Source organism: Citrobacter sp. W9, assembly GCF_026719375.1.
GTDB classification, from domain to species: domain Bacteria; phylum Pseudomonadota; class Gammaproteobacteria; order Enterobacterales; family Enterobacteriaceae; genus Citrobacter; species Citrobacter werkmanii.
Genome location: NZ_JAPPTE010000001.1, coordinates 532,488 through 554,646 on the forward strand (window position 1 = coordinate 532,488; position 22,159 = coordinate 554,646).

Genomic DNA, 22,159 nt, shown 5'->3' on the forward strand with positions numbered 1-22,159 from the left:
TCCCGCGCTTAGCCAACGACCAGATTGAGGAGTTTACCCGGTACGTAAATCACTTTACGCACGGTAACGCCATCAAGATATTTTGCCACCAGGTGTTCCTGGCCAGCACGTTCACGAACCTGTTCTTCGGTGGCGTTTACCGGAACGGTGATTTTGCCACGTACTTTACCGTTAACCTGAACGACAACCAGCGTTGAGTCTTCAACCATAGCGCTTTCGTCAGCTACTGGCCACGGTGCGTTATCGATATCACCTTCGCCTTTCAGCGCCTGCCACAGGGTGAAGCAAACGTGTGGGGTGAACGGGTTAAGCATACGCACAACGGCCAGCAACGCTTCCTGCATCAGGGCGCGGTCCTGCTCGTCTTCCTGCGGCGCTTTCGCCAGCTTGTTCATCAGTTCCATAATCGCCGCAATTGCGGTGTTAAAGGTCTGACGACGACCGATATCATCGGTGACTTTAGCGATAGTTTTGTGTACGTCGCGACGCAGCGCTTTTTGATCTTCGCTCAGAGCAGCAACGTTCAGGGCAGCAACATCACCTTTAGAAGTATGCTCGTAAACCAGTTTCCAGACACGTTTCAGGAAGCGGTTAGCCCCTTCAACGCCGGATTCCTGCCACTCCAGGGTCATGTCAGCCGGAGAGGCGAACATCATAAACAGACGCACGGTGTCCGCGCCGTAACGCTCAACCATCACCTGCGGGTCGATGCCGTTGTTTTTGGACTTGGACATCTTGCTCATGCCGGTATACACCAGTTCATGACCTTCGGCGTCCTTCGCCTTCACGATACGACCTTTTTCGTCGCGTTCAACGATGGCATCAACCGGAGAAACCCAGTTACGCTCGCCGTTAGCGCCGACGTAATAGAACGCATCAGCCAGCACCATGCCCTGACACAGCAGTTGTTTAGCCGGTTCGTCAGAGTTCACCATGCCCGCGTCGCGCATCAGCTTATGGAAGAAGCGGAAGTAGAGCAGGTGCATGATGGCGTGTTCGATACCGCCAATGTAGATATCAACTGGCAGCCAGTAGTTAGCGGCCTCTGGATCCAGCATGCCTTCGTTGTACTGCGGGCAGGTATAACGCGCGTAGTACCAGGAGGACTCCATAAAGGTATCGAAGGTGTCGGTCTCACGCAGCGCAGGCATGCCGTTAATGGTGGTTTTCGCCCACTCAGGATCGGCTTTGATCGGGCTGGTGATGCCGTCCATGACCACGTCTTCCGGCAGAATAACCGGCAGTTGATCTTCTGGTGTCGGCAGCACGGTACCGTCTTCCAGCGTCACCATCGGAATCGGCGCGCCCCAGTAACGCTGACGGGAAACGCCCCAGTCGCGCAGACGATAGTTAACTTTACGCTCACCCACGCCTTTTGCGACCAGCTTGTCAGCAACGGCGTTGAAGGCAGCTTCGAAGTCGAGGCCATCGAACTCACCGGAGTTAAACAGCACGCCTTTTTCGGTCAGAGCTTGTTCCGACAGATCCGGCTCTGCGCCTTCGGCGGTCAGAATGACCGGCTTGATGGTCAGGCCATATTTGGTGGCAAATTCGTAGTCGCGCTGATCGTGACCCGGAACGGCCATCACTGCGCCAGTGCCGTATTCCATCAGGACAAAGTTTGCCGCCCAAACCGGGATCTCTTCGCCAGTCAGCGGGTGAACGGCTTTAAAGCCAGTGTCGACGCCTTTCTTCTCCATGGTCGCCATTTCGGCTTCAGCAACCTTGGTGTTGCGGCATTCGTCAATGAAGGCGGCCAGTTCAGGGTTGTTCGCGGCGGCTTTCTGCGCCAGCGGATGACCTGCGGCAACGGCCAGGTAGGTCGCACCCATAAAGGTGTCCGGACGGGTGGTATAGACGGTCAGCGTGTTGTCGTAACCGTTCACGTCGAAGGTGATTTCCACGCCTTCAGAACGACCGATCCAGTTGCGCTGCATGGTCTTAACGGTGTCCGGCCAGTGATCCAGGTTATCCAGATCGCGCAGCAGTTCGTCAGCGTAAGCGGTGATTTTAATGAACCACTGCGGGATCTCTTTACGCTCAACTTTGGTATCGCAACGCCAGCAGCAGCCGTCGATAACCTGCTCGTTGGCAAGAACGGTCTGATCGTTCGGGCACCAGTTGACTGCAGAGGTTTTCTTATATACCAGGCCTTTTTTATACAGCTCGGTGAAGAACTTCTGTTCCCAACGGTAGTATTCCGGGGTGCAGGTCGCCAGCTCGCGGCTCCAGTCATAACCAAAGCCCAGCATTTTGAGCTGGTTTTTCATGTAGGCGATGTTGTCGTACGTCCACGGTGCCGGAGCGGTGTTGTTTTTAACCGCAGCGCCTTCCGCAGGCAGACCGAACGCATCCCAGCCAATGGGCTGCAGTACGTTTTTGCCCAGCATACGCTGGTAGCGGGCGATTACGTCACCGATGGTGTAGTTACGTACGTGGCCCATGTGTAGTCGACCAGAAGGATAGGGAAGCATAGACAGGCAGTAATACTTCTCTTTGCTCTCGTCTTCGGTCACTTCAAATGTGCGCTTCTCATCCCAGTGAAGCTGTACTTTGGATTCTATCTCTTCCGGGCGGTATTGCTCTTGCATGGCAGCCAGTGGTCCTGTTTTCAATACAGCTACAAACGTAGCTCTAGATGTGGTGTTTCAGATCCGCATAGCATAGCCCAAACGCCCGCGCCAAAACAGCCTTTCGCGCATTCAGCGTTGAATTCCCGCAAGGATAATTCTTGCACGAATTTACACACTCTGTGGACAGTCTTGCAAAGCGTAGCGTAAATAACGTCTATTATTATAGACAGTTAACGACCCAGGAGGTGAAGTGATGAACAAGGTTGCTCAATATTACCGTGAACTGGTGGCTTCACTGAGCGAACGCCTGCGTAACGGCGAACGCGATATTGATGCGCTGGTGGAGCAGGCGCGTCAGCGAGTTATGCAGACCGGGGAGTTAACGCGAACCGAGGTGGAAGAGGTCACCCGGGCCGTCAGACGCGACCTGGAAGAGTTTGCGTTGAGTTATGAAGAGAGTCTCGATGAAGAGACTGACAGCGTCTTTATGCGGGTTATCAAAGAGAGCATCTGGCAGGAACTGGCCGATATTACTGATAAAACGCAGCTCGAATGGCGCGAAGTGTTCCAGGATCTTAGCCATCATGGGGTTTATCACAGCGGCGAGGTGGTCGGCCTGGGCAATCTGGTCTGCGAGAAGTGCCACTTCCATTTAGCGGTATACACCCCGGATGTACTGCCGCTGTGCCCGAAATGCGGCCATGACCAGTTTCAGCGTAGACCGTTTGAGCCGTGATCGCTTATTGCCGGATGGCGACGCGAAGCGTCTTATCCGGCCTACAAACTGCACGATTTTGTAGGCCGGATAAGCGTTAGCGCCATCCGGCGTGTATTAGGCGTAAAACTTCAGCCGTTCTGCCAGCAAATCGACAAACCCCTGGCGATCAACGTCCACCATCACGGTTGCGTTAGGTTTATTGCCGCTCAGGAAATAGTAGTCCACCACCGTCATCCCCTGGGTATATTTGCCCTGCGTTTCCACGCCAACCCAACGCTCAACGGTAGTAAACAGTTCAGGTTTCAGCAGCCAGGCAATGGTACACGGGTCGTGCAGCGGCGCGCCGATGAATCCCCATTTTTCGTCTTTATGATATTCAAAGAAAAAGTCGAGTAGTTCAGCCACGATCGTCGAAACAGGGTTGCCGATAGCGCGGAATCGCTCGGTATCTTCACGATGTATTTGCGCTTTATGCGTGACGTCCAGACCTGCCATCACCACTGGGATACCCGACTGGAATACGATCTCAGCGGCTTCAGGATCGACATAGATATTGAATTCCGCCGCGGGCGTCCAGTTCCCGAGGCCCATCGCACCGCCCATAATCACGATACGGGCGATTTTTGCGTGCAGCTCAGGATGGCTGTTCAGAAGCAATGCCACGTTAGTTTGCGGCCCGGTGGAGACAATCGTGACCGGTTCCGGGCTTTCGCGCAGGGTTCTCGCCATCAGTTCCACGGCGGTACAGTCCAGAGGAGCGAAAGCGGGTTCCGGCAATGCCGGACCATCCAGACCACTCTCACCGTGGACGTTATCGGCAATAATCAGATCGCGCATCAGCGGTTTTACGGCTCCGCCGGCTACAGGGATATCCGTACGGTTGAGTAACGTTAACATGCGTAATACGTTACGCAGCGTTTTGTCGGGCGTCTGGTTGCCGGCAGAAGAGGTGATTGCTTTCACATCCAGTTCAGGTGAGGCGAGGGCGAGAACAATTGCGATAGCGTCGTCATGACCTGGATCGCAATCAAACAGGATAGGAAGTGCCATTGTTGCTCCTTGTAAGTGGGACTTTGTGACAAGGTTAACGCTGGGCTGTACCTGTTTCGAGGAGTGAAGAGATAAAGCGTGAGGTGGCGCGCACATAGCGGTGCGCGCCAGCAAGATTAGTGCAGGATTTTCGCGAGGAAGTCTTTGGCGCGGTCCGATTTCGGATTGGCGAAGAACTCTTCTTTCGGTGAGTCTTCAACAATTTTCCCTTCATCCATGAAGATCACCCGGTTCGCCACTTTCCGCGCAAAGCCCATTTCGTGGGTAACCACCATCATGGTCATCCCTTCATTGGCCAGTTCAACCATAACGTCCAGCACTTCGTTGATCATTTCAGGGTCAAGCGCCGACGTCGGTTCGTCAAACAGCATAGCGATAGGATCCATGCACAGCGCCCGGGCGATGGCGACACGCTGTTGCTGTCCCCCGGAGAGCTGAGCCGGAAACTTTTCGGCATGGGCCGCCAGACCGACACGCTCCAGCAGCTTCTGCGCTTTTGCGCGGGCTGGCGCTTTGTCGCGTTTAAGCACTTTTACCTGCGCCAGCGTCAGGTTTTCAATGATCGACAGATGTGGAAACAGTTCAAAGTGCTGGAACACCATGCCCACACGGGAGCGCAGTTTGGCCAGATCGGTTTTTTTGTCGTTCACCACGGTGCCATCAACCGTGATGACGCCCTGTTGTACCGGCTCCAGACCGTTCACGGTTTTGATAAGCGTGGATTTACCGGAACCTGAAGGACCGCAGACCACGACCACTTCACCTTTTTTCACTTCCGTAGAGCAGTCGGTCAGCACCTGAAAGTGACCATACCATTTAGAAACATTTTTCAGGGTAATCATTAAACTGTCCTTTTCTTCAAATAGCTGACCAACAACGATGCGCTCAGACTGAATACAAAATAAACGGCGCCAGCAAACAGGATCATTTCAACCTGCGTGCCGTCACGCTCGCCAATGGTGGAGGCGGTACGGAAGAAGTCTGCCAGACTTAATACATAGACCAGCGAGGTATCCTGGAAGAGTACGATACCCTGGGTAAGCAGCAGCGGCACCATCGCGCGGAAGGCCTGCGGCAGAATAATGAGCTTCATCGACTGCCAGTGGGTCATCCCCAGCGCCAGCGCGGCGCTGGACTGCCCGCGAGAAATACTCTGGATCCCTGCCCGGATAATCTCTGAGTAGTACGCGGCTTCAAACATTGAAAACGCGACCATCGCCGAGATCAGGCGAATATCGGTCTTTGGCGACAAACCCAATACGTTTTGCAGGAAGCCGGGCACAATCAGGTAGAACCACAGGAGTACCATCACCAGTGGAATGGAACGGAATACGTTGACGTAGCCTTTTGCAAACCAGGCAATCGGCGCGAAGCTGGACAGACGCATGACGGCCAGGATAGTTCCCCATACGATACCAATGACGACCGCCGTGACGGTAATTTTCAGCGTGATCATCAGCCCATCCAGCAGATACGGCAGGGAAGGGACAATAGAACTCCAGTCAAATTCGTACATTATTTGCCTCCCATATTGCCCGGCAGGCGGATCTTGCGTTCGACGAGATTCATCACCAGCATGATGACAGCGTTAATCAGCACGTAGGCCAGAGTAATGGCCGTAAACGATTCCCAGGCGTGGGCGGAGTAATCCAGCAGTTTCCCCGCCTGCGCCGCCATATCGACCAGGCCGATAGTAGAAGCGATCGCGGAGTTCTTCACCAGGTTCATCATCTCTGAGGTCATTGGCGGAACAATCACGCGGTAAGCGTTTGGCAGCAGAACATAACGATAAGCCTGCGGCAACGTCAGCCCCATCGCCAGCGCAGCGTTTTTCTGTCCACGAGGCAGAGACTGAATAGCAGCGCGAACCTGCTCGCAGACGCGCGCGGCGGTAAACAGCCCCAGACAAAGCATGGATGAAAGGAAGAACTGAATATTGGGATCCAGTTCCGACTTGAACCACATACCAATGTTTTCCGGCAACAGTTCAGGAATGACCAGATACCAGGTAAAAAATTGGACAATGAGCGGAACGTTACGAAACAGCTCAACGTACAGCGTGCCGATCCCGGCAAGGAAGCGGTTGGGAACTGTACGTAAAATGCCGAATAAAGAACCGATGAGGAAAGCGATAATCCAGGCCGTAATGGATAACGCGACCGTGACCTGGAAACCACTCCAGAGCCAGCCGAGATAGGTGGTGTTGCCGAACGGGGCTTGTTGTAAAAAAATGCCCCAGTTCCAGTCTATAGACATAAATCTACTCCAGAAAAAAAAGGGTAGCAGCGCTACCCTCGAAGATTGTTATTCAGCGTTTTGCGGTTTTCAGGCCTGATGGGGAACGACCATCAGGCTTATAGTCTGTCCGTGCCGAGTAGCAATCGAGAGGGAGGGGAAGCCTCCCATTTATTTTAGTTAGTTGAGCGCTTTATCATTCGGTTCTTTGAACAGAGCTTTCATCTCATCTGACAGTTCGAAATTCATGTTCAGGTTCTTCGGTGGAATTGGGTTTTTAAACCACTTATCAAACCATTTCTCTGCTTCGCCTGAGGTCTGCGCCTTGGCGATCGTGTCGTCCATCAGCTTTTTGAACTCTGGGTCATCTTTACGCAACATGCAGCCGTAGGCTTCCTGAGACTGCGGCTTGCCGACGATCTCCCAGTTGTCTGGTTTCTTCGCCTTCGCGCGTTCACCAGCCAGCAGGGCATCATCCATCATAAAGGCAACGGCGCGACCGCTTTCCAGAGTACGGAAAGAGTCACCGTGGTCTTTCGCGCTGATGATGCGCATGTCCATTTTTTGTTCTTCGTTCAGCTTGTGCAGCAGCACTTCTGAGGTGGTACCCGAAGTCACGACCACGGCTTTGCCTTTCAGGTCAGCGAAATCTTTGACATCGCCGCCTTTTTTCGCTAGCAGACGGGTGCCGACAACGAAAATGGTGTCAGAGAATGCCGCTTGTTTTTGACGCTCGACGTTGTTGGTGGTGGAACCACATTCAAAGTCGAAGGTACCGTTTTGCAGCAGCGGGATACGGTTCTGGGAGGTAATCGGGATCAGTTTTACCTGCAGGTCAGGCTTGTTGAGTTTTTTCTTCACGGCTTCAACGATGGCGTTGGAGTAATCCTGTGAATAACCGACCACTTTTTGCTGATTATCGTAGTAAGAAAACGGTACCGATGATTCACGGTGACCGACAACGATAACGCCATTTTTGGCGATCTTGTCCAGCGTGCTGCCTGCCGCTGGTGCCGCATCTTCTGCGTGCGCCAGACCGGCGGACATTCCCATGACCAGCATGGCAGTGGCGAGCTTACGTAATTGCATATCCAACTCCTTTATCGTCTGCGCCAGGGACGCATTGATACCCATTGTGATGTTGTTATTGTTTGCTACTTAAACGTGCAGTCTTGTATATGTTTGTTAACATTTAGTTTGGATGAATGTAAAGAATTTGCTGTGTTATTGTTTATTTTTGCGAAGTGCGCCGCACCATTTGGGGGCAAAAATATCTTGTTGCACGTTTCAGGTGCTACCAAAGATCAACTTTGGTGCGACCAGGTTGCACATTCAGCCAAAACTGCGTTTGCCTTGTATAACAAAGCAATAGACGTGCCAGAATGGGCAAGGTAGGGAGTTTGTCGGCCGGATAAACACATCGTTATCCGGCCCGGGGAAGGAAGGTTATTTACGACGCTGGCGCAGGCTCATTACCAGCGCGCCAAAGCCAAACAGTGCGGTAAGCAGCCATAGCGGCCAGTTACCGGTACGGGCATACGGGGTTAAGCCCGTGGTTGGCGTTACGCTGGTGGTCAGAACCTGGCGGGTAAACTGCGGGATTATCGCCTGAATCTCACCCTGTGGACCAATCACCGCCGTAATACCGTTGTTGGTGCTACGCAGCAGCGGGCGCGCCAGTTCCAGGGAACGCATACGCGCCATCTGGAAGTGCTGCCACGGGCCGATAGACTTACCAAACCACGCATCGTTAGAGATGGTGAGCAGATAGTCCGTATCCGGGCGGAAGTTATCGCGAACCTGTTCGCCAAGAATGATTTCGTAGCAGATAGCTGCGGTCAGCTTAAAGCCGTGCGCATGCAGCTGTGGCTGCACATACGGCCCGCGGCTGAACGACGACATAGGCAGGTCAAAGAACGGCGCTAACGGGCGCAGGATCGATTCCAGCGGAACAAACTCGCCAAACGGTACCAGATGGTTTTTGTTGTAGCGGTTGCTGGAGTCGTAGCTGTACGGACTGTCTTTACCCAACGTGATGATGGTGTTGTAGGTGTCGTAACGGTTCTGCTTATTCAGCCGCGCGTCTACGATACCGGTAATCAACGTGCTGTTTTTCGATTTCAGCAGGTCATCCATCATGCTCAAAAAACGCTGCTGGTTAATTTCCAGGTCCGGGATAGCGGACTCCGGCCAGATGATCAGCTGTGATTTGCCCATTTCAGGCTGGGTGGCGTCGAGATAAATTTTCAGCGTATTAAGTAGCTGACCCTCATCCCATTTGAGTGACTGTGGAATGTCACCTTGTACCATCGAAACCTGAGTTGTTTTTTCCGGCTCAAGCGTATACCACTGGATATAGCGCAGCGGGAAGGGCAGAGCGAAAAGCACCACGCCAGCAATCAGCGGTTTCCAGTTGCGCGTCACCAGCGCCAGCGCCAGCAGGCCGCTGACCATCATCAGCAGGAAGTTAATCGCTTCAACGCCCATCACCGGCGCCAGCCCTTTTAACGGGCCATCAATCTGGCTATAACCAAACTGCAGCCACGGAAAGCCGGTCAGGACCCAGCCGCGCAGGAACTCGGTTATCTGCCAGACAACCGGCGCGGCAATGGCGACGCGTAGCCAGGTTGTTTTCGGCCACAGGCGTGACAACACGCCAGCAAACAGACCGGTATAGAGTGAAAGGTAGGCGGCAAGCAGTACCACAAGGAAAACGTTAACCGGACCTGGCATACCGCCAAACTGCGCGATGCTGACGTAGACCCAGTTAATGCCGGAGCCAAACAATCCCAGGCCCCAGAAGTAGCCGATAGCGGCTGACTGAAGTGGACGGCGGTTAAGGGTGAGAGCCTGCAGGCCCATCAGCGATACGATCGCCGCAGGCCAGATGTCATACGGAGAGAAAGCCAGCGTCCCGCAGGCACCGAATAATAACGCCAGCAGCAGGCGAATGCGCTGGCGTTCAATTAGTGAGGCAAATGCCATGTAGTCTTAGATCCAGTTTCGGGTTTATTCGTCCAGTTTGGGCTGGGGTGAGTCGTCCGGAATTCTGACATGAACCTGAATAATACGACGGCTGTCGGCCATTGCCACTTTGAACTGGTAACCATCAATGTCGATAGTCTCCCCACGAGCGGGAAGATGACCAAAGGCCTGCATAACCAGACCGCCAATGGTATCGACTTCTTCGTCGCTAAAGTGGGTGCCAAAGGCTTCGTTGAAGTCCTCAATTGGCGCCAGCGCGCGAATGGTCCAGGTGTGGCGACTGAGCTGACGGAAATCAATATCGTCTTCTTCGTCGTACTCATCTTCGATTTCACCAACGATCAGTTCAAGGATGTCCTCAATGGTCACCAGACCAGAGACACCGCCGAACTCGTCGATGACGATAGCCATATGATAACGCTGGGAGCGGAACTCTTTCAGCATGCGGTCAACACGCTTGCTTTCCGGTACGACAACCGCCTGGCGTAACACTTTCTCCATGCTGAAGGCTTCGGCATCGCTGCGCATAAACGGCAGCAGATCTTTGGCCATCAGAATCCCTTCAATGTGATCTTTGTCTTCGCTGATCACCGGGAAACGCGAGTGGGCTGACTCGATAATGACATCGAGGCATTCATCCAGGGTCTGGTTGCGTTTCAGGGTAATCATTTGAGAGCGGGGGATCATGATGTCGCGAACGCGCTGGTCCGCAATGTCCATCACCCCTTCGAGCATATCACGCGTATCTTCATCGATAAGGTCGTTCTGCCCGGAATCACGGATCAGCTCCAACAGTTCGTCGCGGTTTTTGGGTTCACCGTGGAAAAGTTGGCTCAGTAACAGGGAAAAAAATCCCTTTTTGCTGGTTAACGTGTCACTACTGTGTGAATTGTCGTCGCTCATGGCGTCGTATGGGTTCTCATGTTAGTTAATAGGTCGCTCAATGCGCGTAAACTCAGCGCATGGCTTCATGGGAAGCCCGGGCAGATGCCCGACGGCTTATTCCTTCTCGGCAATGTACGGATCCTCATAGCCCAGAGCAAGCATAATCTCTGTTTCAAGGGATTCCATTTCTTCCGCTTCATCATCTTCGATATGGTCGTAGCCGAGTAAATGCAGGCTACCGTGCACCACCATGTGCGCCCAGTGGGCCTCAAGCGGTTTACCTTGCTCCTGCGCTTCTTTCTCAACCACCTGGCGGCAGATGATCAGATCGCCCAGCAGTGGCATCTCAATGCCCGGCGGGGCTTCAAACGGGAAAGAGAGCACGTTGGTTGATTTATCCTTCCCGCGATAGGTCAGGTTCAGCTCGTGGCTTTCCGCGTCATCAACCAGGCGAATCGTCACTTCAGACTCTTCCTGAAACTGCGGGATTACCGCATCCAGCCAGCCCTGAAACTGACTTTCTGTGGGTAAACCAGATTCGTCTTCACATGCCAGCTGTAAATCGAGAATAACCTGACTCATTTTTGCTCCTGCTCCTGAGCTTCGCGCTTGCGTTCCGCTGCCAGCTCGGCTTTTCGTTTCTGTTCTGCTTCTTCCCAGGCTTCATACGCCGTGACGATACGGGCGACTACCGGGTGGCGAACCACGTCTTCGCTATGGAAGAAATTAAAACTAATCTCGTCGACTTCGGCCAGCACCTCAATGGCATGACGCAGACCGGACTTGGTGCTACGCGGCAGGTCAATCTGAGTGATATCGCCGGTGATGACCGCTTTGGAGTTAAAGCCGATACGGGTCAGGAACATTTTCATCTGTTCGATGGTGGTGTTCTGGCTCTCATCAAGGATGATGAACGCATCGTTTAAGGTACGACCGCGCATATAGGCCAACGGTGCCACCTCAATGACGTTACGCTCGATCAGCTTTTCGACCTTCTCAAAACCGAGCATTTCGAACAGCGCGTCATACAGCGGACGTAAATAGGGATCGACCTTCTGACTCAGATCGCCTGGCAGGAAGCCCAGTTTTTCACCTGCTTCCACTGCCGGACGGGTCAGCAGAATTCGACGGATCTCCTGGCGCTCAAGCGCATCGACCGCAGCGGCAACCGCAAGATACGTTTTACCCGTACCCGCAGGGCCAACGCCGAAGGTGATGTCGTGATCGAGGATGTTAGCGATGTACTGCGCCTGGTTCGGCGTACGCGGTTTAATCACTCCGCGCTTGGTTTTGATATTCACCGCTTTGCCAAATTCCGGCACGCTGTCCGCGCTTTGCTCAAGCACACGCGCTTCTTTAATCGCCAGATGAATTTGCTCAGGTTCAATGTCCTGCGTCTGACCGCGCATTGGGGCGGTATCGACATACAGGCTGCGTAAAATATCAGCCGCAGCGGTGACGCAAATTGGGCGACCTGTCAGCTTAAAGTGGTTATCCCGACGGTTAATTTCGATGCCGAGGCGACGTTCCAGCTGTTTGATGTTGTCATCAAATGGACCGCAAAGGCTCAACAGACGGGCGTTGTCTGCGGGTTCAAGGGTGATTTCGCGAGTGTCTATGTTCAAACTGTTCCTCTTTAGCATGTCTCGCCGGACGCTGAACATTTACCGGCATCTAAGGAAATTATTCACGCCATAGGGAAAAGGCGCAAGCATTGCAATAAATATGGGGATTGCGGGAGGAAATACAAGGCCCGTCAGAGCTGACGGGCCAGAAGATTAAGGCTGGTAAATACCGACGCCCAGATCGTTTTCTTTGCGGGTACGCGCAATGACCGACTCAGGGGATTCTGCGATGCGCAGGCCCATTTCGTCTTCGGTGCGCACCACTTTACCGCGCAGGGAGTTCGTCCAGACATCGGTAATTTCAACATCCACAAACTTACCGACCATTTCCGGGGTGCCTTCAAAGTTCACCACGCGGTTGTTTTCGGTACGCCCTGACAACTCCATGATGCTCTTACGTGATGTGCCTTCAACCAGAATACGCTGGGTTGTGCCGACCATACGGCGGCTCCAGGCCATGGCCTGCTGGTTAATACGCTCCTGCAGGATATACAGACGCTGTTTTTTCTCTTCTTCCGGTACGTCGTCAACCATATCGGCAGCCGGGGTGCCAGGACGCGCAGAGAAGATAAAGCTGTAGCTCATGTCAAAATTCACGTCAGCAATCAACTTCATGGTCTGCTCGAAATCCTGTGTGGTTTCGCCAGGGAAGCCAACGATGAAATCTGAGCTAATCTGAATGTCCGGACGCGCCGCGCGCAGTTTGCGAATGATCGCTTTATATTCCAGCGCGGTATGGGTGCGTCCCATCAGATTCAGTACGCGATCTGAACCGCTCTGTACCGGCAGGTGCAGGAAACTCACCAGCTCCGGCGTATCGCGATAAACTTCAATGATATCATCGGTGAACTCGATCGGATGGCTGGTGGTGAAGCGGATACGGTCAATGCCGTCGATCGCCGCAACCAGGCGCAGCAGGTCAGCAAACGATCCTGTCGTGCCATCATAGTTCTCACCGCGCCAGGCGTTCACGTTTTGCCCCAGCAGGTTCACTTCACGCACGCCTTGCGCCGCAAGCTGAGCGATTTCAAACAGGATGTCATCCGCCGGGCGGCTGACTTCTTCACCGCGGGTGTAGGGCACCACGCAGTAGGTACAATATTTATTACAGCCTTCCATGATGGACACAAACGCGCTTGGACCTTCAGCACGCGGTTCCGGCAGGCGGTCAAACTTTTCGATCTCCGGGAAACTGATATCAACTACCGGGCTACGGCTAGTGCTTCCACGCACTTTGTTGATCATTTCCGGCAGACGATGCAGAGTCTGCGGCCCAAAAATAATATCGACGTAGTGGGCGCGCTGGCGAATATGATCGCCTTCCTGAGATGCGACACAGCCACCGACACCGATGATGAGATTGGGATTTTTCTCTTTTAACAGCTTCCAGCGGCCCAACTGATGGAAAACTTTTTCCTGAGCCTTCTCACGGATTGAGCAGGTATTCAGCAGCAGCACATCCGCTTCTTCCGCCACGTCGGTCAGTTGATACCCATGAGTGGCATCCAGCAGATCGGCCATCTTCGATGAATCGTATTCGTTCATCTGACAGCCCCAGGTTTTAATATGGAGTTTTTTGGTCATCGACTTGCTCTTGCGAAATTGTGGCTGAAATGCAGGGCGCATAGTGTACTGCTTTGGCGCGGTTGTGACCAGTATGACGGATGTCAGCCTCAAGGGGTAAAAAATCCTGTAAACTTACACAATACATGTAACAGGATGATTGACCACATGACAAATCAACCAACGGAAATTGCCATTGTCGGCGGGGGGATGGTCGGCGGCGCGCTGGCGCTTGGACTGGCGCAGCATGGATTTACGGTAACGGTCATTGAACATGCCGTTCCCGCGCCGTTTGTGGCTGATGGACAGCCCGATGTCAGAATTTCCGCCATTAGCTCCGCCTCGGTGTCGTTGCTGAAAGGGCTGGGGGTCTGGGATACGGTTCAGGGTATGCGCAGTCATCCTTACCGTCGTCTGGAAACGTGGGAATGGGAAAATGCCCATGTAATGTTTGATGCCGCCGAGCTTAAGTTACCTTTACTGGGTTATATGGTGGAAAACACGGTTCTGCAACAGGCACTCTGGCAGGCGCTGGAAGCCCACCCGAAAGTCACGCTGCGCGTACCGGCGTCATTGATCTCTCTGCATCAGCATGATGATCGTCACGAGCTTGAACTGGCTGGCGGTGAGAAAATCAGCGCGAAGCTGGTGATCGGCGCGGACGGCGCAAATTCTCAGGTGCGGAAAATGGCCGGGATTGGTATTCATGCCTGGCAGTACGCGCAGTCCTGCATGTTAATCACCGTACAATGCGAGAACGCACCTGGCGACAGCACCTGGCAACAATTCACGCCTGACGGTCCGCGCGCATTTTTACCGTTGTTTGATAACTGGGCCTCGCTGGTGTGGTATGACTCACCGGCGCGTATCCGCCAACTGCAGGGTTTAAGCATGTCGCAACTGCAGGTGGAGATCGCCAAACACTTCCCGTCGCGACTCGGCAACGTTACGCCTGTGGCGGCGGGGGCATTCCCGCTTACGCGTCGTCACGCGCTACAATATGTCCAGCCAGGTCTGGCGTTGGTGGGCGATGCCGCGCATACCATTCATCCGCTGGCGGGGCAGGGCGTTAATCTGGGGTTCCGTGATGTGGATGCGCTGATTGACGTGCTGGTTAATGCGCGCAGCTACGGTGAATCCTGGGCCAGTCAGCCGGTGCTGAAGCGCTATCAGAATCGTCGTATGACGGATAATTTCATTATGCAGAGTGGGATGGATCTGTTCTACGCCGGATTCAGCAACAACCTGCAGCCGCTGCGTATCATGCGTAATCTCGGGTTAATGGCCGCAGAGCGCGCAGGCGTACTGAAACGTCAGGCCTTGAAGTATGCGTTAGGATTGTAATTCAGGCAGGCCTACGGGGGAAATACGTAGGCCTGATAAGCGGAGCGCCATCTGGCGATAAACGCAGAAAAGCAAAAAGCTCGCCGAAGCGAGCTTTTTTAATATGGCTGGGGTACGAGGATTCGAACCTCGGAATGCTGGTATCAGAAACCAGAGCCTTACCGCTTGGCGATACCCCAACGGGCGCACCCACAATGTGGACGACTTTTGAAATTGGCTGGGGTACGAGGATTCGAACCTCGGAATGCCGGAATCAGAATCCGGTGCCTTACCGCTTGGCGATACCCCAACAATATTTTGGCTTTACCGAACGAGTCGATACGTCCTTAATATGGTGGCTACGACGGGATTCGAACCTGTGACCCCATCATTATGAGTGATGTGCTCTAACCAGCTGAGCTACGTAGCCTGATACTATTATATTCTTCGATGGCTGGGGTACCTGGATTCGAACCAGGGAATGCCGGTATCAAAAACCGGTGCCTTACCGCTTGGCGATACCCCAATGACCGTTGCGGTGAACCGCTGTATCGAAGAAAAAATGGCTGGGGTACCTGGATTCGAACCAGGGAATGCCGGTATCAAAAACCGGTGCCTTACCGCTTGGCGATACCCCATCCGTGCAACGCTTACGGGTGAATGGTGCGGGAGGCGAGACTTGAACTCGCACACCTTGCGGCGCCAGAACCTAAATCTGGTGCGTCTACCAATTTCGCCACTCCCGCAAAAAAGATGGTGGCTACGACGGGATTCGAACCTGTGACCCCATCATTATGAGTGATGTGCTCTAACCAGCTGAGCTACGTAGCCATCTTTTTTTCGCGTAACCTTATCGGCGTTGCGGGGCGCATTATGCGTATTGAGCCTTGAAGCGTCAACCCCTTTTTCATTGAAAATAGCTGGAATGTGACTGTTTGGTTAGGTTGCGAACAGCATGGCGCAATATTCGGCAATTATTAGTTATTAATTGTTTTTTTGCACAGAAAACAGACATAAAAAAAGAGCCCCGTAGGGCTCTTTTCTAAGGATTAACTTATTTATAAGCGGACTGATGTACGCCAACCGCACGACCAGAGGGATCGTTCATGGTTTTAAACGCTTCATCCCATTCAATCGCTTTGGCGGAAGAACAGGCTACTGATGGTCCGCCAGGCACGCATTCCGCCGCGCTGGCAACCGGGAACAATTCTTCAAAAATCTCACGGTACAAATACGCTTCTTTAGACGATGGCGTGTTGTAAGGGAAACGGAAGCTGGCGGTTTCCAGTTGTTGGTCAGAAACTTGCTCAGCAGCCACCTCTTTCAAGGTATCGATCCAGCTGTAACCGACACCATCAGAGAACTGCTCCTTCTGACGCCATGCGACGCTGGCAGGCAGGTAAGATTCAAAACATTCGCGCAGCACATGTTTTTCCATTTTGCCGTTGCCGCACATTTTATCCTGCGGGTTGATGCGCATCGCCACATCAAGGAATTTCTTATCCAGGAAAGGCACGCGAGCTTCCACTCCCCAGGCAGACATCGCTTTGTTGGCGCGGGCGCAGTCGAACATATGCAGCGCCTGCAGCTTACGCACGGTTTCTTCATGTAGCTCTTTCGCGTCTGGCGCTTTGTGGAAATAGAGATAGCCGCCGAATACTTCGTCAGAGCCTTCACCCGACAGCACCATTTTAATACCCATCGCTTTAATTTTACGCGACATTAAGTACATCGGCGTTGAGGCGCGGATCGTTGTGACATCGTAGGTTTCGATGTGATAAATCACGTCGCGGATAGCATCCAGACCTTCCTGCACGGTGAAGTGGATCTCATGGTGCACGGTACCCAGATGGTTCGCGACCTCTTGCGCGGCTTGCAGATCCGGTGCGCCTTCCAGGCCGACGGCGAAGGAGTGCAACTGTGGCCACCAGGCTTCGCTACGTTCCTGATCTTCAACACGGCGCGCCGCGTATTTTTTCGTAATCGCGGAAATGACCGAGGAATCCAGACCACCGGACAGCAGTACACCATAAGGAACATCTGACATCAGATGGCTTTTCACCGCATCTTCCAGCGCCTGACGCAGCTCGTTTTTATCGGTCACGTTGTCTTTGACCGCATCGTAATCAAACCAATCACGCTGATAATACTGACGAATTTCGCCGTCCTTACTCCACAAATAGCTACCGGCCGGGAATTCTTTGATTGTGCGGCATACCGGAACCAGGGCTTTCATTTCAGACGCGACGTAGAAGTTACCGTGTTCGTCGTACCCCATATACAGTGGGATGATCCCGATGTGATCGCGACCAATCAGATAAGCGTCCTGTTCGCTGTCGTACAGGGCAAAAGCAAACATGCCTTGTAGGTCATCCAGGAACTCCGGGCCTTTTTCCTGATACAGCGCGAGGATAACTTCGCAGTCTGAACCGGTCTGGAACTGATAGCGATCGCCGTATTCCGCGCGCAGCGCCTGATGGTTATAAATTTCACCGTTAACCGCCAGGATATGCGTTTTCTTCACGTTGTACAGCGGCTGAGCACCGGCATTGACGTCGACAATGGACAGACGTTCGTGCGCCAGAATGGCGTTATCACTGGCGTAAATACCTGACCAGTCCGGGCCGCGATGGCGCATCAGACGAGATAATTCCAGGGCTTTTTTACGCAGTTCAACTGCGTCAGTTTTAATATCGAATACGCCAAAAATAGAACACATAACCTTCTCCGTTAACCTGTTGCGTGATGCTTTTTATGTTTGCTTGATAAAGAAAATGCCGCAAAGCGGGAGAGGGCGCAAGCGAATTACGGTACGGAAAATAAAAAACGCAATGGTCATTGCTGATTGGTGAAAAAAGATTATGTAATGAGCGCTATTATTGATGAATCAGCAGTGAAAGGATGAATTTATTGAATGGGCGTGTTTTTCAGGCCGGATAACTTGCAGGTATTGTTATCCGGCCAAAGAGATTAAATGACGTCTATCTCAGCAACGGACGGATAAATCCAGCTCGGTCTGAACGGCATGCTGTCGATGTCGTCAAGCGTTGAGACGCCAGACAATACCAGAATGGTTTCCAGACCGGCCTGGAAGCCCGCCAGAATATCGGTACGCAGGTTATCGCCAACGATAACGGTCTCTTCCGAGTGCGCCTGCATTTTGTTGAGCGCCGCGCGAATAATCCACGGGCTGGGTTTGCCGACATAAAACGGCTTACGGCCAGAGATTTTCTCGATACCGGCGCACAGTGCACCGCAGGCGGGATAAAAGCCGCGGCCGTGAGTATCCGGGTTTGTGGCGATGAAACGCGCGCCGTTAGCGACAAAATATGCCGCTTTATGCATCATGTCCCAGTTATAGGAGCGCGTCTCGCCAACAATCACAAAATCGGGGTTCACGTCGGTAATGGTAAACCCGGCTTTATACAGCTCATGAATTAACGCGCCTTCACCTACCACGTAGGCTTTTTTGCCTTCCTGGCGACGAAGAAAATCAGCGGTAGCCATGGCGGAAGTATAAAAGACGCTATCGGGGACATTCACTCCCGCGGTGGCGAAGCGGTTTGCCAGATCTTGCCCGGTCTGTGAAGGATAGTTAGTCAGCAGAACTAACGGCAGGCCTTTTTCCAGGATCCCGGTCAGAAATTCTGCCGCACCCGGTACGGCGACATTGTCGTGCATCAGCACGCCGTCGATATCACAAATTACATTCTTAATGGTCATGAACAACCCAGGGAATTAGTTATGAGTCTTATAGTAATCCACTACTATATGAGAGCATTAGTTTTCCAGCAAACGTTGCAGCAATGTCCCGTTGAGCATCGCACGCTTCACCAGCGCAAAGGCGCCAATGGCGGAACGGTGATCCAGCGTGGAACGAACCACCGGTAAATTGTGGCGAAACGCTTTCAACGCCTGCGTGTTGATACAGCTTTCTATTGCAGGCAGCAGCACTTTATCTGCCTCAGTAATTTCGCCTGCAATGACGATTTTTTGTGGGTTAAACAGGTTGATAGCGATGGCGATGGTTTTACCCAAGTGGCGACCAACGTGTTCAATCACTTCTGCTGCCAGGTTATCGCCCTTATTTGCCGCCTTACAGATAGCTTTAATATTGCAATCATCCAGCGTGAGTCGGCTGGGATAACCCTGTTTCAGTAAGTTTTGCACGCGGTGCTCGATAGACGCATTGGCGGCAATGGTTTCCAGACAGCCGAAGTTACCGCAGTGACAGCGCTCACCCAGCGGTTCAACCTGAATGTGACCAATCTCGCCCACGTTGCCATTGCGACCGATGAAAATTCGGCCATTGGAAATAATTCCCGCCCCGGTTCCGCGGTGAACTCGCACTAAAATGGAGTCTTCGCAATCCTGGCTTGCCCCGAAATAGTGCTCGGCCAGCGCCAGGCTGCGGATATCGTGACCGACAAAGCAGGTAACCTTAAAGCGTTTTTCGAGCGCCTCGACCAGCCCCCAGTTTTCGACCTGAATGTGCGGCATATAGCGAATGACGCCGCTTTCAGGATCAACCAGGCCGGGCAAGATGACGGAAATCGCAATCAGCTCGCGGATTTTCCGCTGGCAGCTGTCAATAAAAGTGGCAATGGTGTTGAGCAGCGCATACTCCAGCGTTTCCTGGGTGCGCTCCGGGAGAGGGTAATGCTCTTCGGCGATCACTTTACTGCTCATATCATAGAGCGTGAGCGTCGTGTCGTGACGGCCCAGACGTACGCCAATGGCGTGGAAATTGCGGGTTTCGGTGACGATAGAGATAGCGCGGCGGCCCCCGGTGGAGGCCTGCTGATCGACTTCTTTGATCAGCCCGCGTTCGATCAACTGACGCGTAATTTTGGTTACGCTGGCGGGGGCAAGCTGGCTTTGCTCGGCAATTTGAATACGCGAGATTGGCCCATGCTGGTCAATCAGGCGATAAACCGCCGCGCTGTTAAGCTGTTTTACGAGATCAACATTACCTATTTGAGCTTGTCCGCCTGGTGTCATTCTTTCTCTTACTCAGTAACGACCTCGTTGCCATTAACGATGGTCTTGATGATTTTAAAGTCGTGCGTAAACGCAGTCAGGTTGGCTACTTTGCCTGGCGCGATGCTGCCGAGTCGTTTGTCGACGCCAATGGCGCGAGCAGGGTAGAGCGTTGCCATGCGTAACACTTCGTCGAGAGCGATATTCGCATGTTCGACCAGATTGCGTACGCCTTCAATCATGGTTAATGATGAACCGCTCAATGTACCGTTCTCATCAACGCACAATCCATTCCGGTAGTATATTGTTTTACCAGCGAAAATGAACTGTTCAATATTGGCACCTGCTGGCGCGGTCGCGTCGGTGACCAGGCACAGCTTGTCGCCTTTCAGGCGCTTGGCATTACGGATGTTAACGTAGTCAACATGCAGACCATCAGCGATGATACCGCAATAAATATCGGCTTCGTCAAGAATAGCGCCCGCCAGGCCTGGTTCGCGGCCCGTTATATAAGGCATGGCGTTAAACAGATGCGTTGCAAAGGTAATCCCTGCGCGGAAGCCGATTTTGGCCTCTTTTACCGTCGCATTGGAGTGACCGGCGGAAACCACGATACCTGCATTTACCAGTTTGGTGATGACCTCTACCGGGACCATTTCTGGCGCCAGCGTCACTTTGGTTATCACGTCAGCATTATCGCACAGGAAATCAACCAACGCAGCGTCCGGTTGACGGACAAATCCCGGATTATGGGTGCCTTTTTTCACCAGATTGAGCCACGGACCTTCCAGATGAAGTCCTAATGCCTGATTCGGGTGTTTCGCCAGGTATTCACGCATGACGCGAACGCCTTGTTTCATCAGGTCATCGCTGGTGGTGATAAGCGTAGGCAGATAGTTGGTGCAGCCTGATTTTTCATTGGCTTTCTGCATGATTTCCAGCGTTTCGACGGTCACGGCTTCTGCCGTATCGTTAAACTGTACGCCACCGCAGCCGTTTAGCTGTACATCGATAAAACCGGGGGAAATAATGGCCCCATTCAGTGAGCGCTGTTCAATTCCTGACGGTAACTCAGTCAGTGGGCAAACGCTGTCAATCAGGCCATTGGCGACAACAATCGCATGGTCATCAAGAATTTCGTGACCGGTAAAGATCCGGCCCTGGGTTAAAGCATACATTCCGACCCCCGATTTCAAAAAATGCCGCCCTGCAACTTATCGACAGGGCGGAGACATCAATTACAGACCTTTAATATTTTCCGCTTCTAACTCGTTAAAGTATTTCAGCGTTTTCACTTTCAGTTCCATGGTGGAAGGCTCATCGCACACCACAACGGCTTTTGGATGCAACTGCAGACAGCTGATGGTCCACATGTGGTTAACGTTGCCTTCAACGGCGGCTTGCAGCGCCTGCGCTTTCTGGTGACCCAGTACCAGGATCATCACCTCTTCAGCATCCAACAGGGTGCCCACGCCCACGGTCAGGGCATATTTAGGCACCTGGCTTACGTCGCCGTCAAAGAAGCGTGAGTTAGCAACACGCGTGTCGTGAGTCAGCGTTTTGATGCGGGTACGGGAAGCCAAAGAGGAGGCTGGTTCGTTGAACGCGATGTGACCATCGTTGCCTACACCGCCCATAAACAGGTGGATTTTACCGTAAGAACGGATTTTTTCTTCATACTGACGGCATTCTGCATCAATATCCGGCGCGTTACCATTGAGGAGGTTGATGTTTTCTGCTGGAATATCAACGTGATCAAAGAAGTTACGATGCATGAAGCTGTGATAGCTTTCCGGATGCTCTTTCGGCAGGCCAACATATTCGTCCATATTGAAAGTAACAACATGCTTGAAGCTCACCTGGCCCGCTTTATGCATTTCAACCAATGCCTTATAAGCTGTCAGCGGAGTACCGCCCGTCGGCAGGCCCAGAACGAACGGGCGATCTGCCGTTGGTTTGAACGCGTTAATACGGTTAACGATATGGCGAGCAGCCCATTTGCCGACTTGTTCAGCGGTATTCAGGGGGATCAGTCTCATTCTTCACCTCAAAAGTAAATGTAAGCAATTGGCGGATTGAGTCTCTGTGCAGTATTAAGCGTAACCTGGTTTTGCATCGGTAAGGATCAATCCGTTTCGATTTTTTGAATGATAAAATAAGTTTTCGTAGTTAGCCAGTGAAAGGGAGGGTTAATAACGATATTTGGTGACTGGAATCACAAA

18 protein-coding genes and 7 tRNA genes are annotated in these 22,159 nt (G+C 52.8%); 2 read left to right on the plus strand and 23 right to left on the minus strand.

Annotation, left to right across the window (positions count from 1 at the left end; genetic code table 11):
• Nucleotides 1-8: 8 nt before the first annotated feature.
• A complete protein-coding gene (gene leuS, locus OOJ59_RS02440; protein WP_087857134.1) occupies nt 9-2,591 on the minus strand; it encodes a leucine--tRNA ligase in 2,583 nt (860 codons plus the stop codon).
• Nucleotides 2,592-2,826: 235 nt separating this feature from the next.
• Between leuS and OOJ59_RS02445 the strand changes: the two genes are divergently transcribed.
• Complete coding sequence (locus OOJ59_RS02445; RefSeq protein ID WP_006685521.1) at nt 2,827-3,309, plus strand: zinc ribbon-containing protein; 483 nt, start codon at nt 2,827-2,829, stop codon at nt 3,307-3,309.
• Nucleotides 3,310-3,405: 96 nt separating this feature from the next.
• Here OOJ59_RS02445 and rihA read toward each other — a convergent pair whose 3' ends face one another.
• The 10 genes from rihA to miaB all read right to left on the minus strand — a co-directional run bounded on the left by rihA (nt 3,406) and on the right by miaB (nt 13,655).
• Entirely contained in the window at nt 3,406-4,341 is a 936-nt protein-coding gene (gene rihA / locus OOJ59_RS02450) for a pyrimidine-specific ribonucleoside hydrolase RihA (RefSeq protein WP_160955896.1), read from the minus strand.
• A gap of 116 nt (nt 4,342-4,457) precedes the next feature.
• Nucleotides 4,458-5,183, minus strand: coding sequence for a glutamate/aspartate ABC transporter ATP-binding protein GltL (gltL, locus tag OOJ59_RS02455; RefSeq protein WP_000631392.1), 726 nt, complete (start codon nt 5,181-5,183; stop codon nt 4,458-4,460).
• Nucleotides 5,183-5,857, minus strand: a complete 675-nt coding sequence (gene gltK, locus OOJ59_RS02460; RefSeq protein ID WP_038638772.1) for a glutamate/aspartate ABC transporter permease GltK — start codon at nt 5,855-5,857, stop codon at nt 5,183-5,185. Before gltK ends, gltL begins: the two co-directional genes overlap by 1 nt.
• Complete coding sequence (gltJ, locus tag OOJ59_RS02465) at nt 5,857-6,597, minus strand: glutamate/aspartate ABC transporter permease GltJ (RefSeq protein ID WP_038638776.1); 741 nt, start codon at nt 6,595-6,597, stop codon at nt 5,857-5,859. The genes gltK and gltJ overlap by 1 nt, the downstream gene beginning before the upstream one ends.
• Before the next feature lie 159 nt (nt 6,598-6,756).
• Nucleotides 6,757-7,665 carry a glutamate/aspartate ABC transporter substrate-binding protein GltI gene (gltI, locus tag OOJ59_RS02470; RefSeq protein ID WP_003022762.1) on the minus strand — a complete coding sequence of 303 codons (909 nt, stop codon included), beginning with the start codon at nt 7,663-7,665 and terminating at the stop codon, nt 6,757-6,759.
• Nucleotides 7,666-8,022: 357 nt separating this feature from the next.
• The gene (gene lnt, locus OOJ59_RS02475; protein WP_160955895.1) at nt 8,023-9,561 is read right to left on the minus strand and encodes an apolipoprotein N-acyltransferase; all 1,539 of its coding nucleotides are present in this window, start codon (nt 9,559-9,561) and stop codon (nt 8,023-8,025) included.
• A gap of 24 nt (nt 9,562-9,585) precedes the next feature.
• Complete coding sequence (gene corC / locus OOJ59_RS02480) at nt 9,586-10,464, minus strand: CNNM family magnesium/cobalt transport protein CorC (protein ID WP_038638785.1); 879 nt, start codon at nt 10,462-10,464, stop codon at nt 9,586-9,588.
• Nucleotides 10,465-10,560: 96 nt separating this feature from the next.
• Nucleotides 10,561-11,028 (minus strand): rRNA maturation RNase YbeY, encoded by a 468-nt coding sequence (gene ybeY, locus OOJ59_RS02485; protein ID WP_003835559.1) that lies wholly within the window; start codon nt 11,026-11,028, stop codon nt 10,561-10,563.
• Nucleotides 11,025-12,071, minus strand: a complete 1,047-nt coding sequence (locus tag OOJ59_RS02490; protein ID WP_019076268.1) for a PhoH family protein — start codon at nt 12,069-12,071, stop codon at nt 11,025-11,027. The genes ybeY and OOJ59_RS02490 overlap by 4 nt, the downstream gene beginning before the upstream one ends.
• Nucleotides 12,072-12,224: 153 nt before the next feature.
• Entirely contained in the window at nt 12,225-13,655 is a 1,431-nt protein-coding gene (gene miaB / locus OOJ59_RS02495; protein ID WP_085047762.1) for a tRNA (N6-isopentenyl adenosine(37)-C2)-methylthiotransferase MiaB, read from the minus strand.
• A gap of 147 nt (nt 13,656-13,802) precedes the next feature.
• On the opposite strand from miaB, the gene ubiF reads away from it, so the two are divergent.
• The gene (gene ubiF, locus OOJ59_RS02500; RefSeq protein WP_087857138.1) at nt 13,803-14,978 is read left to right on the plus strand and encodes a 3-demethoxyubiquinol 3-hydroxylase; all 1,176 of its coding nucleotides are present in this window, start codon (nt 13,803-13,805) and stop codon (nt 14,976-14,978) included.
• Between the two features lie 104 nt (nt 14,979-15,082).
• Here ubiF and OOJ59_RS02505 read toward each other — a convergent pair.
• From OOJ59_RS02505 to nagB, 12 genes are all read right to left on the minus strand, one after another.
• Nucleotides 15,083-15,157: transfer RNA gene (locus OOJ59_RS02505), tRNA-Gln, on the minus strand.
• 35 nt (nt 15,158-15,192) lie between these two features.
• Nucleotides 15,193-15,267: transfer RNA gene (locus tag OOJ59_RS02510), tRNA-Gln, on the minus strand.
• A gap of 43 nt (nt 15,268-15,310) precedes the next feature.
• Nucleotides 15,311-15,387 (minus strand) — tRNA-Met (locus OOJ59_RS02515).
• Nucleotides 15,388-15,408: 21 nt separating this feature from the next.
• Nucleotides 15,409-15,483: transfer RNA gene (locus OOJ59_RS02520), tRNA-Gln, on the minus strand.
• A 37-nt stretch (nt 15,484-15,520) separates the two neighbouring features.
• Nucleotides 15,521-15,595: transfer RNA gene (locus tag OOJ59_RS02525), tRNA-Gln, on the minus strand.
• Between the two features lie 23 nt (nt 15,596-15,618).
• Nucleotides 15,619-15,703: transfer RNA gene (locus OOJ59_RS02530), tRNA-Leu, on the minus strand.
• An 8-nt stretch (nt 15,704-15,711) separates the two neighbouring features.
• Nucleotides 15,712-15,788, minus strand: a tRNA-Met gene (locus OOJ59_RS02535).
• Between the two features lie 223 nt (nt 15,789-16,011).
• Nucleotides 16,012-17,676 carry an asparagine synthase B gene (asnB, locus tag OOJ59_RS02540; RefSeq protein WP_038638793.1) on the minus strand — a complete coding sequence of 555 codons (1,665 nt, stop codon included), beginning with the start codon at nt 17,674-17,676 and terminating at the stop codon, nt 16,012-16,014.
• A 251-nt stretch (nt 17,677-17,927) separates the two neighbouring features.
• Nucleotides 17,928-18,680 (minus strand): ribonucleotide monophosphatase NagD, encoded by a 753-nt coding sequence (nagD, locus tag OOJ59_RS02545; protein ID WP_038638796.1) that lies wholly within the window; start codon nt 18,678-18,680, stop codon nt 17,928-17,930.
• A 57-nt stretch (nt 18,681-18,737) separates the two neighbouring features.
• Nucleotides 18,738-19,958, minus strand: a complete 1,221-nt coding sequence (gene nagC, locus OOJ59_RS02550) for a DNA-binding transcriptional regulator NagC (RefSeq protein ID WP_160955894.1) — start codon at nt 19,956-19,958, stop codon at nt 18,738-18,740.
• Between the two features lie 8 nt (nt 19,959-19,966).
• Nucleotides 19,967-21,115, minus strand: coding sequence for an N-acetylglucosamine-6-phosphate deacetylase (nagA, locus tag OOJ59_RS02555; RefSeq protein ID WP_085047510.1), 1,149 nt, complete (start codon nt 21,113-21,115; stop codon nt 19,967-19,969).
• 60 nt (nt 21,116-21,175) lie between these two features.
• Nucleotides 21,176-21,976: a glucosamine-6-phosphate deaminase gene (gene nagB, locus OOJ59_RS02560; RefSeq protein ID WP_003022803.1), complete on the minus strand. Its 801-nt coding sequence runs from the start codon at nt 21,974-21,976 to the stop codon at nt 21,176-21,178.
• Between the last annotated feature and the right edge of the window lie 183 nt (nt 21,977-22,159).